General features: G+C 37.6%; 11 protein-coding genes. All 11 read right to left on the reverse strand.

The window, feature by feature from the left end; all coding sequences use genetic code 11:
* Positions 1-3: 3 nt before the first annotated feature.
* The 11 genes from rpsO to PSR14_RS19655 all read right to left on the reverse strand — a co-directional run bounded on the left by rpsO (position 4) and on the right by PSR14_RS19655 (position 11,938).
* Entirely contained in the window at positions 4-273 is a 270-nt protein-coding gene (gene rpsO / locus PSR14_RS19605) for a 30S ribosomal protein S15 (protein ID WP_001229392.1), read from the reverse strand.
* Between the two features lie 100 nt (positions 274-373).
* The gene (gene ribF / locus PSR14_RS19610) at positions 374-1,345 is read right to left on the reverse strand and encodes a bifunctional riboflavin kinase/FAD synthetase (protein ID WP_000766710.1); all 972 of its coding nucleotides are present in this window, start codon (positions 1,343-1,345) and stop codon (positions 374-376) included.
* 43 nt (positions 1,346-1,388) lie between these two features.
* On the reverse strand, positions 1,389-2,312 hold the full coding sequence (truB, locus tag PSR14_RS19615; RefSeq protein ID WP_000399341.1) for a tRNA pseudouridine(55) synthase TruB: 924 nt from the start codon (positions 2,310-2,312) through the stop codon (positions 1,389-1,391).
* Positions 2,313-2,398: 86 nt separating this feature from the next.
* Positions 2,399-2,755: a 30S ribosome-binding factor RbfA gene (gene rbfA / locus PSR14_RS19620; protein ID WP_000776443.1), complete on the reverse strand. Its 357-nt coding sequence runs from the start codon at positions 2,753-2,755 to the stop codon at positions 2,399-2,401.
* Positions 2,756-2,770: 15 nt separating this feature from the next.
* Positions 2,771-3,052: a DUF503 domain-containing protein gene (locus PSR14_RS19625; RefSeq protein WP_000582364.1), complete on the reverse strand. Its 282-nt coding sequence runs from the start codon at positions 3,050-3,052 to the stop codon at positions 2,771-2,773.
* Positions 3,049-5,109, reverse strand: coding sequence for a translation initiation factor IF-2 (gene infB / locus PSR14_RS19630; protein WP_000036342.1), 2,061 nt, complete (start codon positions 5,107-5,109; stop codon positions 3,049-3,051). The genes PSR14_RS19625 and infB overlap by 4 nt, the downstream gene beginning before the upstream one ends.
* A gap of 4 nt (positions 5,110-5,113) precedes the next feature.
* Positions 5,114-5,425, reverse strand: a complete 312-nt coding sequence (locus PSR14_RS19635; protein WP_001286523.1) for a YlxQ family RNA-binding protein — start codon at positions 5,423-5,425, stop codon at positions 5,114-5,116.
* Positions 5,426-5,698, reverse strand: coding sequence for an RNase P modulator RnpM (gene rnpM / locus PSR14_RS19640; RefSeq protein WP_000071128.1), 273 nt, complete (start codon positions 5,696-5,698; stop codon positions 5,426-5,428). It abuts the gene before it with no gap.
* An 11-nt stretch (positions 5,699-5,709) separates the two neighbouring features.
* Complete coding sequence (gene nusA / locus PSR14_RS19645; protein WP_000102609.1) at positions 5,710-6,816, reverse strand: transcription termination factor NusA; 1,107 nt, start codon at positions 6,814-6,816, stop codon at positions 5,710-5,712.
* Between the two features lie 17 nt (positions 6,817-6,833).
* The gene (gene rimP, locus PSR14_RS19650; protein WP_000359097.1) at positions 6,834-7,304 is read right to left on the reverse strand and encodes a ribosome maturation factor RimP; all 471 of its coding nucleotides are present in this window, start codon (positions 7,302-7,304) and stop codon (positions 6,834-6,836) included.
* A gap of 332 nt (positions 7,305-7,636) precedes the next feature.
* Positions 7,637-11,938 carry a PolC-type DNA polymerase III gene (locus PSR14_RS19655; protein WP_000059980.1) on the reverse strand — a complete coding sequence of 1,434 codons (4,302 nt, stop codon included), beginning with the start codon at positions 11,936-11,938 and terminating at the stop codon, positions 7,637-7,639.
* Positions 11,939-12,001 lie beyond the last annotated feature (63 nt).

Consider the following 12,001-nt stretch of genomic DNA (forward strand, 5'->3'; position numbering starts at 1 on the left):
TGACTATCGACGTAAGCCAAGCTTTGTGATTAATTCACGGTAACGTGTGATATCGCTATTACGAAGGTAAGTTAGTAAGTTACGACGTTTACCAACCATCTTTAATAGACCACGACGTGAATGATGATCTTTCTTGTGAGTACGTAAGTGCTCGTTTAGAGTGTTAATTTGCTCCGTTAGGACAGCAATTTGAACCTCTGGAGAACCAGTATCAGTCTCATGAGTTCTAAATTGTGCAATGATTTCATTTTTACGCTCTTGTGTTAAAGCCATCCTATTTCACCTCCTATTAATTAAACCCCCGATTACCTAGCAAGCGTCGGTGAGTCGCAATGCCAAGCAATGGTTGTCATAAAGTACATAACATAGAATACTACTTTTCATTTGAAAAAGCAAGTATATTATTTTCGTTCGCAAAATATTCTTGTGCTGTTTTCTTATCTTTTGCGATTTGTTCAACTAACTCATCGATGCCATTGAATTTCTTCTCTTCTCTTATACGCATATGCCACTCTACTGTAACATTTTGATCATATATGTCTTTGTTAAATTCAAATAAGTGCACTTCAATAGATAGTTGGCGCTCATCTTCTTTAAAGGTTGGTTTATATCCAATATTACATACACCATCGTACCATTCATCGTGAACTTTTAATCTCACTGCATAAACACCTACAGGTGGTAATAGATACTCATCACTTAAACCTACATTAGCTGTTGGGAAACCAATTTGACGTCCACGTTTATCACCGTGTACAACCGTTCCTCCTACTGTATATGCTCTACCTAAAATAGATGGAATTTGCTCCATTTCGCCATTTCGAATTAACTTTCGTAATGCCGTAGAACTTACTTTCTCTTCTTGAAATTCAACTTTTTCAATCACAGTCTGTGTAAACTCCCCTCTTGCATGAAATGGTAAAGTCTCCATCTTTCCTTTTCCTAAACGTCCATATGAATAATCAAACCCTGCTACTACATGCTTTACATTTAAACCAATAATATAATCATCTACAAATTGTTGTGGCAATAAGCCTGCAAATGATTCATCGAATTTAACAACATATAATATATCGATTCCTAAACTCTCGACTATTTTTTCTTTATCACACATTGGTGTAATATACTCCGCATGCGCTTCCTTTTTACCTAAAACAACAGATGGATGCGGATAAAATGTCATCACTGCACTTTTATATCCCTTTTCATCCGCTATTTGTTTCGCAGTTCGAATCACACATTGATGTCCTAAATGAATGCCATCAAAAAATCCTAATGCCATTACAGTAGGTGGTAATTCTAATTTATTTTGTTCATGTGGATGAGTTAAATGAATAAGTTTCACGCTTGAATTCACCTTTTTCTGTAATAATCCTTCCAATAATTCATTATAGCTTTAGTTCTTGATTATTCACAAGTACTTTCATCGGCTTTAGCATACCAGGGTGCTTTGGATGGTGCTCATAAATTGCAAGGCAGCGATCGTTTTTATCAAACACTGTTATAAATGGCGCCGTTATTTGCAATTCATTTTTTAAGAACATACCATTTTTTATTTTTTCTGCTTGCTTTTCATCTACAACCATTTTCGGGAACTTACTTAATGCTTCATCAATTGAAATGAAGATAGACTCTACTGTTCCATTTTGCACGTTTTCTTCAATTTCTTCAAATGATATGCAATCTTCTAATACAAATTCACCTGAAGCCGTTCTTACAAGGTGAGACATATGTGATGGAAAACCAAGTTTTTCACCAATCATTACCGCTAATGTTCTTACATATGTTCCTTTACTACACGTTACACGGAAACGGAATGAAATATTTTCTCCTTCAAACACTTCACGATCATCTAGTAATACAAATTCATGAATTGTAATTGTACGAACTGGACGTTCAACCTCTTGTCCTGCTCTTGCATATTCATATAATTTTTTTCCGTTAACTTTTACAGCCGAAAACATCGGAGGCATTTGCTCAATCGTACCTGTTAATGCGGCAAGAACCTCCTCCACTTCTTTACGAGTAATAACACGATCTACATGTTTCGTTTCCACAACTTCACCTGAAGCATCTTCAGTTGTTGTTGAAAACCCTAATGTTACTTCCCCTTCATATGTTTTCGTTTCACTTGTTAAAAATTGTGCAATCTTCGTTGCTCGTCCAACACAAATAGGCAATACTCCTGTTACATCTGGATCTAATGTTCCTGTATGACCAATTCGTTTTTCACGCAATATCTTTCTTAATTTAAATACACAATCATGTGATGTCATGCCTTTTGGCTTATGTAATAATACTACACCTTCCATATATGCTCACCTCATCGTAATTCTTTCATAATACTTATTCAAAACTTATTTTACATTGAAAAAATGGATAGACAAATGTCTATCCATTATTCTTCACGTTTACCTTCTTTATTAATTTCATGTAAAAGTGTATCAATTCGATGACCATATCCGATAGATTCATCAAATTCAAAGGAAATTTCAGGTGTTTTACGAAGACGAATACGTTGGCCAATTTCTGAACGAATGAAGCCTTTTGCCTTCGCTAAACCTTTTAGTGTACTTTCTTTCTGTTCTTCATCACCTAAAACAGAAATATACACTGTAGCAATTTGTAAATCTCCACTCACTTGTACATCTGTTACAGTAACAAATCCGACACGTGGATCTTTAATTTTACGACTGATGATGTCGCCTAATTCTTTTTTCATTTGCTCGCCTACACGGTTTGCACGTAATTTCATAACTCTTCACCTCATTCAATACCATTCCAATTGTGTTATCGTACGTTCAATTTCAGGAAATGAATCGATATACTCAAGTACACGATTCATTTCTTTTTCACAAATAACACGATTTGAGGATACGGAAACAATCGCAATTTCTGTACGTTGCCATACATCTTGATGCCCTACTTCTGAAACAGCTACGTTATAACGCTGTTTCACACGAGTTAACACCCGTTGCAAAATTGCTCGTTTCTCTTTTAAAGAATGCACATCGTAAATCATACACTCAAATGAGAGAGAAGCGATAATCATCGCTTCACTTCTTCCATAATGTACGCTTCAATGATGTCCCCTTCTTTAAGATCGTTGTATTTCTCAATTGTAATACCACACTCATAGTTTTGAGCAACTTCTTTTACGTCGTCTTTGAAACGTTTTAACGTATCAAGTTGACCTTCATAGATTACCACACCATCACGGATAATACGCACGCCGCTATCACGTGTAATTTTACCATCTGTTACGTAACAACCTGCGATTGTTCCAACTTTTGTTACTTTAAACGTTTGACGTACTTCTGCTTGACCGATTACTTTTTCTTCAAATTCTGGATCTAGCATACCTTGCATCGCTGCTTCGATCTCTTCGATTACTTTATAAATAATGCGGTGTAAACGAATATCAACGTTCTCTAATTCAGCTGTACGCTTCGCATTTACATCTGGGCGTACGTTAAATCCAATTACAATTGCATTAGATGCAGAAGCTAAAATGATATCAGATTCTGTAATCGCACCTACGCCTGTATGGATAATTTTAACTTTAACACCTTCAACATCAATTTTACGAAGTGATGCTGCCATTGCTTCTACAGAACCTTGTACGTCCGCTTTCACAATTAAGTTAATTTCTTTTACATCGCCCTCTTGGATTTGTTGGAATAAATCTTCAAGGCTTAATTTAGATTTCTCACCACGTTGAGCAAGTAACGCTTCTTGTGCACGTGATTCACCGATTTGACGAGCTTTCTTCTCATCAGCGAATGCCATGAAACGATCTCCTGCTTGTGGTACTTCGTTTAAACCTGTAATTTCAACAGGAGTTGATGGACCAGCAACTTTTACACGACGACCAATATCACTTACCATTGCACGAACACGACCGAATGTAGTTCCAACAACGATTGGATCTCCTACTCGAAGCGTACCGTTTTGAACAAGTAATGTCGCAATAGTTCCTTTACCTTTATCAAGCTGGGCTTCGATTACAGTACCAGTTGCATAGCGGTTTGGATTTGCTTTATACTCTTCTACTTCACTTACAAGAAGAATCATTTCTAGTAAGTTGTCAATTCCTTCGCCTTGAATCGCAGAAATTGGTACGAAAATTGTGTCTCCGCCCCATGCTTCTGGAACTAATTCATATTCTGTTAGTTCTTGCATTACGCGATCAGGGTTCGCAGCTGGTTTATCCATTTTATTCACAGCAACAATAATTGGTACTCCTGCTGCTTTCGCATGGTTAATTGCTTCAACTGTTTGTGGCATAACACCGTCATCAGCTGCAACAACAAGGATTGTAATATCCGTTACTTGTGCACCACGAGCACGCATCGTTGTAAACGCCGCGTGACCAGGTGTATCTAAGAATGTAATTTTCTTGTCATTTACTTCAACTTGGTATGCACCAATATGCTGAGTAATTCCACCCGCTTCACCAGCAGTTACTTTAGAGTTACGGATAGAGTCAAGCAATGTTGTTTTACCATGGTCAACGTGTCCCATGATTGTAACTACAGCTGGACGCTCTTTTAAGTTCTCTTCATCATCTTGCTCATCGATGAATGTTTCAAACTCAGTTTCGCTTACAATTACTTCTTCTTCTACTTCAATACCGTAGTCGTTAGCAATTAACTCAATTGTATCTTTATCTAAATCTTGGTTAATTGTTGCCATAATTCCAAGCATGAAGAGCTTTTTAATAATTTCAGATGGCTCTTTGCTTAATTTCTTAGCAAGATCACCTACTGTAAGACTTCCAGAGAAAGTAATTTTATCTGGTGTTTCTACAGTTTGTGTTTGTTGTCTTCCAGCAAAGTTCTCTTGACGCTTATCTTCATTTCCTTTGCCTTTTTTCTTTTTCTTATTGCTGTTCTTTTTACTACGAACAACTTTTTCTTCTACTTCAAACTCATCTGCAACAGAAGGTTTTTCAGCTTGATACTCATTATCTAATTTGTTTACTACTTCATCGTCTAACATTGTCATATGATTCGAAACCTCGATATTCATTTCTTTTAGTTTTGTCATAAGATCTTTACTTGAGATATTATGTTTTTTCGCATATTCATGCACTCGAATTTTACTCATACCTTCACCCCCGGTAATTTGTATCGAGCATGCTACGCAGCTTTTTCGCAAAGCCTTCATCTAACACAGCTACAACGACTCGCTCATCTCTCCCAATCGCATGCCCTAATTGTTGTCGATTTTCGACCTTTCTCATTGGTACGTTGTAGTACGTCGTTTTATCCGTGATACGCTTTGTAGTATTTACTGACGCATCCTCAGATAGCAACACAAGTTTTGCCTTGCCACTTCGTACTTCCTTTAAAACGAGTTCTTCACCCGAAATAATTTTTCGAGCCCGGTTTGCTAGTCCTAAAAACGATTTCCAATCGGACACTTATTTCGACTCCTTCTCAACAAGCTCAAGAAGTTCTTCATAAAGAGAACTGTCGATTTTCGCTTTTAGATGATGTTCCAAAACATTTTTCTTTTGAGCTTGAAGAATGCTTTCTTTATCTTTTGATAAATAAGCACCTCGTCCTGATTTCTTTCCAGTTAAATCAATAGACACTTCTCCCTCTTTGGAACGAACAATGCGAACGAGCTCTCGTTTTGATTTCATTTCTTGCGTTGCAACACATTTTCGTAACGGAACTTTTCGATTGCTCATACTCATCACCTCTATTCGATTTCGTCTTCAACAGAATCGAATCCGAATGCGACTACGCTATCTTCTTCTGTTACAATACCAAGTTGTTTCGCATCAGACTCACTCTTAATATCAATTTTCCAACCTGTTAATTTAGCTGCAAGACGTGCATTTTGTCCACGTTTACCGATAGCTAATGACAGTTGGTGGTCTGGAACAACAACTGTTGTTGCTTTTTCTTCTTCATCTACAAGTACTTTCACAACTTGTGATGGGCTTAAAGCATTGGCAACATATTCTACTGGATCATTTGACCAGCGAACGATGTCAATCTTTTCACCTTTTAGTTCGTCTACAATGCGTTGTACACGTTGTCCTTTCGGTCCTACACAAGAACCTACTGGATCCACATCAATGTTCTCTGCATGTACAGAGATTTTAGAACGATCTCCTGCCTCACGTGCTACAGAACGAATTTCAACCGTTCCATCATAGATTTCAGGAACTTCCATTTCGAATAAACGTTTTAAAAGACCAGGATGTGTACGTGATACGTAAATTTGTGGTCCTTTTGTTGTTTTTTCTACTTTCGTAATGAATACGCGAATACGATCATGTGGTTTGTATTGTTCGTTTGGCATTTGCTCACTTACAGGTAATAAAGCTTCTACTTTTCCTAAGCTTACATAGATGAAACGAGCATCTTGACGTTGTACGATACCAACCATGATATCTTCTTCACGGTCACTAAACTCAGAGTAAATAACACCACGCTCAGCTTCACGCACTCGTTGTGTTACAACTTGTTTTGCAGTTTGTGCTGCAATACGACCGAAATCTTTTGGTGTTACTTCAATTTCTAGTACGTCACCATCTTGATAGTTTGGATTAATTTGTCTTGCTTCTTCAACAGAAATTTCAAGACGTGGATCAAACACATTATCAACAACGTCTTTACGTGCTAAAACTTGGATTGTTCCCACTTGTGGGTTAAAGCTCACACGAACGTTTTGTGCTTGGTTAAAATTGCGTTTATAAGCAGAGATTAACGCTGCTTCAATCGCATCAATAATAATATCTTTGCTAATTCCTTTTTCTGACTCTAATACGAGCAAGGCATCTAACAACTCAGTGCTCATGAAGATCCCCCTTCTAACTAAAACGTAACAGCAAGTCGCGCATTTGCAACTTTGTCCATTGGAATTTGGATTTCTTTTTTACGTGTTTTAATTGTTAATAATAGTGTAATTGTAGTACCATCGTAGGAAAGCATTTTTCCTTCAAACATCTTTTCACCATCAATCGGCTCATATGTTTTAATTGCCACTTGTTTTCCTACCGCTTGCTGGAAGTCTTTCTCTTTCTTTAATGGACGTTCTGCTCCAGGAGATGACACATCCAAAAAGTAAAGATGAGGAATTGGATCCTCTTTATCTAAAGCTTCGCTTAAACGTTCACTCACCGCACCGCATTCTTCAATGTCGACTCCCTTTTCAGAATCGATGAATACGCGTAAGAACCAGTCTTGTCCTTCTTTCACATACTCTACATCTACAAGTTCAAGATTTAACTCTTCAACAATTGGCTGCGCAAATGCTTCTACAACTTCTGTGACTTTCTTATCCATAAACAGCCTCCTTCCTGCCGCCATGTACCATTCACAAGAAAAGACCCCGTCCATAGAACGGTCTATCTTATTCTTTCTCGTTAGCTAACAAAAGCCCCTGCCGTTAAGCAGGGAATATCTGTCTTAGTATTACCAAATTTAAGAAGTAAAACTTGTAACAAAATATGTATATACGACAGAAATTTCTTACCTCTCCACATCAATAAAATGTAGATAGTAACACGAAAGAGTGGGTTTCCCCACTCTTCTTTTCACACAATATACATGACATGGTTATCTCGGTTAATAGTATACCATACCAAATGTTGATTTGCAAAGACTTTTCCTACCTATCAGAACAGCGATAACTGGTTTTGATCCGGCAAATCACCTAAACAACCTTGACTATCTAAATACTCAATAATTGTTTTCGAAACCTTACTACGCTGCTGCAAGTCTTCTTTTGATAAGAATTCTCCATTTTTGCGTGCTTCCACAATACTTAAAGCTGCGTTTGTACCAAGACCAGGCACCGCATTAAATGGAGGGATTAATGAGTCTCCATCAATAATAAAGTCTGTTGCATGTGAGCGATATAAATCCACCTTTTGGAATGAGTATCCACGCTCACACATTTCAAGTGTCATTTCTAGTACAGTCAATAAACTCTTCTCTTTCGGTGCTGCATCTAAACCTTTTTGCGCAATTTCATCAATTCTTGCACGTATAGATGCTGAACCTTTTGCCATCGCTTCTACGTCAAAGTCATCTGCACGAACCGTAAAGTATGCCGCATAGAATAAAAGCGCGAAATGTACTTTAAAGTATGCGATACGCACAGCCATAAGTACGTAAGCAGCCGCATGGGCTTTCGGGAACATGTACTTAATCTTCTTACATGAATCAATATACCAACCTGGTACATTATTACTTTTCATGTCCTCTTCCCATTCTTCTGGTACACCTTTACCTTTACGTACTGACTCCATGATTTTGAAGGCTAATGATGGGTCTAAACCTTGATAGATTAAATATACCATGATGTCATCACGACAACCGATAACTTCACTCAGCGTACATGTACCGTTATAAATTAACTCGTTTGCATTACCAAGCCATACGTCCGTACCATGTGATAATCCAGAAATTTGGACTAACTCTGAGAACGTCGTCGGTTTCGTCTCTTCTAACATCTGTCTTACGAATTTCGTACCAAACTCTGGTATACCAAGTGTACCTGTTTTACAGTTAATTTGTTCTTCCGTTACGCCTAACGATTCTGGCCCTGAGAAAATTTTCATTACTTCTGGATCGTCCGTTGGGATTGTTTTTGGATCAATACCACTTAAATCTTGTAACATACGAATAACTGTCGGATCATCGTGTCCTAGTATATCAAGCTTCAGTAAATTATCATGAATAGAGTGGAAGTCAAAGTGTGTTGTTCTCCACTCAGCACCTATTGAATCTGCTGGATACTGTATTGGTGAGAAATCAAAAATGTCCATATAATCTGGCACAACGATAATACCACCTGGATGCTGCCCTGTTGTACGTTTTACACCGGTACATCCTGCTACTAAGCGGTCAATTTCTGCATTTCGAATTGTTAAGTTATGATCATTTGCATAACCTTTTACATATCCATAAGCAGTTTTTTCCGCAACTGTACCAATCGTTCCTGCACGATATACATAATCTTCACCGAATAGTACTTTCGTATAGTTATGGGCACGTGGTTGGTATTCCCCGGAGAAATTCAAATCGATATCGGGTACCTTATCTCCTTTAAATCCAAGGAACGTTTCGAACGGAATGTCATGTCCATCTTTTACATATGGAATATTACAAGTTGGACATTCTTTATCTGGCAAGTCAAAACCAGAACCTACAGAACCATCATTAAAGAATTCTGATTGCTTACATTTCGGACATACATAGTGTGGTGGTAATGGATTTACTTCTGTAATTTCCATCATCGTTGCAACGAATGATGAACCTACCGATCCACGCGAACCTACTAGATATCCGTCTACTAACGATTTTTTCACAAGCTTATGTGAAATTAAATAAATTACGGCGAATCCATGCCCGATGATACTTTTTAATTCTTTTTCTAAACGCGCTTCTACAATTTCAGGTAACTCTTCACCATAAATGCTACGCGCCATTTTATAACTCATATCACGCGTTTCATCATCTGCACCTTCAATTTTCGGTGTATATAGATCATCTTTTACTGGATGAACATCACCAATTAATGATGCAATCTTTTGTGTATTCGTTACGACTATTTCTTTCGCTACGTCTTCACCTAAAAATGAGAAACACTCTAACATTTCATCCGTTGTACGGAAATGTACAGGTGGTAATGAATGTCGGTTTAACGGATTCGCTCCACCCTGTGAACTTACTAAAATTTTACGATACATTGCATCTTCTGGATTTAAGTAATGCACGTTTCCTGTAGCCACAACTGGTTTATCTAACGTCTCACCTAGTTTTACTAAGTTAGAAATAATTGTTTTTAATTGTCCCTCATCTCGAACGAGTTCACGCTCTACTAAATGACGTAACACTTCTGGTGGCATTACTTCAATGTAATCGTAGAACTGCGCAATTTCTTCTACCTCTTCAGGAGCTTTTTGCATCATCGCCTCAAACACTTCACCTTTATCACAAGCCGTTCCTACTAAAATACCTTCACGATACTTTTTTAATAGTGATCTTGGTACTCGTGGTACACGGTAAAAGTAATTTAAATGAGAATATGAAACAAGTTTATATAAATTTTTCAATCCAACATCCGATGTAGCAAGTAATGTCATATGACTTGGACGCCCGCGCTTATATGCATCCCCTTGTCCCATACTATCGTTTAATTGATCGTGATATTCAAAACCTTTTTCAATTACATCTTTTAACATTTTCACTAGTAAGTATCCCGTTGCTTCTGTATCATAAATCGCACGGTGATGCTGAGTTAATTCAATGTCCATCTTTTTACACAACGTATTTAAACGGTGATTTTTCATTTCTGGGAATAAGAATCGTGCAAGCTCTAACGTATCTATTACTGGATTTTTTGTTTTTTCTAAACCAGCTTTTTTAAATCCTACGTTAATAAAGCCCATATCGAAGCTTGCGTTATGAGCAACAAGTGTATGGTCGCCCATCCATTCTTCAAACTTTTTAAACACTTCGTCCACTTCTGGTGCGTCGGTTAACATATCATCTGTAATACCTGTTAATTCAATGATCGTTGCCGATAATGGTTGGTGCGGATTTGCAAAAGATTCAAAGCGGTCAATAATTTCGCCGCCTTTTACTTTTACAGCAGCTAACTCAATAACTGTATCATATACAGCTGATAAACCTGTCGTCTCAACGTCGAAAACAACATACGTTTCCTCTGCAAGTAAACGATGCGCTTCGTTATACGCTATTGGTACACCGTCATTCACTAAGTTTGCTTCCACACCATATATAACTTTAATTCCGGCTTTTTTCCCAGCTGAATATGCTTCTGGGAATGACTGTGCAACAGCATGGTCTGTAATGGCAATAGCCTCATGCCCCCATTTACCAGCCTGAGCAACAAGCTTAGAAACTGGAGTAACAGCATCCATTTGACTCATTGGCGTGTGAAGATGGAGCTCTACTCGTTTTTCGCCTTCTGGTGCTTTATCTTTACGAGACGGTCCTGTTATTTCATTAATATCATTTGCAATCATTACTAAATCTCGAACAAATGTATCATTTTGAACAGAACCACGAGCCTTCACCCACATTCCTTTTTTCAAGGATTGTAGCATTGGAATATCTTCTTTATCACGTGAGAACATTTTGATCATAATCGAATCTGTATAATCCGTTATTTTTAAAGTTAATAACGTACGTCCACTACGAAGCTCTTTCGTTTCCACATGGAAGACATATCCTTGAACTGTTTTTCTTCTTTCTTCATCTTGAATTTCTCGCATTGGTGTAATCTCTTCATCTGGCTTAATAAGATACCCGAGTGTGATCGGCCCTTCATGCACAACGCTGCTTTCTTCAGCTTGCTTCTTCGCCATTTCTTCCATAGCTTGTATAACACGCTCGCGGTCTTCTTGCTGCGTTTGCTCACGAAACTTTTGCATTTCTTCTGTATTTTGCTGTATATGTGTGTCTAACTGGAAACGCGGGAATCCAAAAGCCTCGTATTGATCCCCTACTGGTTTCGCAACGTTTTTCTTTAAAGCAGTAGATTCCAGCTCATTATTCACATTTATAAGTAACTTCACTCCATTGACCTGCGGAAGCTGCTTCTTTAAATAAGCAAACATAGGTGAAAATGTAATTCGTTCCGTACAAAGTGGCCAATACGCCCTCACTTCTTCTTCAGTAAATTGTTTGTTCTCTGTTTCTAATGCAAATGTTGTTCTTGCAATATGAGAAAATGATTGCTTAAGCTTTGTTTCTAGCAATTCATATAATTCTGTAGGCAAAATACGTGGCACTTGTAAATTAAAATGCCAACTTTTATTCGCTTTATCGATAACGAGCCTTTCAATACCACCGCCTTGTAAATATTGATTTATAAGGTCGTCTGGTATTTGCAACTGCTGGAGCAAAATTTGAAATCGCTCTTTTTGTTCATTTGTTAAAGACATAAGCACTCTCCTTCCATTTGCTATTATAAATTGAAACGTACTACAAAGAAAGATTTCTCCCTT

It is taken from the genome of Bacillus sp. A01H (assembly GCF_045277205.1).
In the GTDB taxonomy this organism is placed as follows: Bacteria; Bacillota; Bacilli; order Bacillales; family Bacillaceae_G; genus Bacillus_A; species Bacillus_A paranthracis.

Coding starts and splice junctions, on each gene's coding strand:
- rpsO (WP_001229392.1), bottom strand. CDS start 273: ATGGCTTTAACACAAGAGCGTAAAAATGAAATCATTGCACAATTTAGA.
- truB (WP_000399341.1), bottom strand. CDS start 2,312: ATGGAAGGTGTAGTATTATTACATAAGCCAAAAGGCATGACATCACAT.
- rbfA (WP_000776443.1), bottom strand. CDS start 2,755: ATGAAATTACGTGCAAACCGTGTAGGCGAGCAAATGAAAAAAGAATTA.
- PSR14_RS19625 (WP_000582364.1), bottom strand. CDS start 3,052: ATGATTATCGCTTCTCTCTCATTTGAGTGTATGATTTACGATGTGCAT.
- infB (WP_000036342.1), bottom strand. CDS start 5,109: ATGAGTAAAATTCGAGTGCATGAATATGCGAAAAAACATAATATCTCA.
- rnpM (WP_000071128.1), bottom strand. CDS start 5,698: ATGAGCAATCGAAAAGTTCCGTTACGAAAATGTGTTGCAACGCAAGAA.
- nusA (WP_000102609.1), bottom strand. CDS start 6,816: ATGAGCACTGAGTTGTTAGATGCCTTGCTCGTATTAGAGTCAGAAAAA.
- rimP (WP_000359097.1), bottom strand. CDS start 7,304: ATGGATAAGAAAGTCACAGAAGTTGTAGAAGCATTTGCGCAGCCAATT.
- PSR14_RS19655 (WP_000059980.1), bottom strand. CDS start 11,938: ATGTCTTTAACAAATGAACAAAAAGAGCGATTTCAAATTTTGCTCCAG.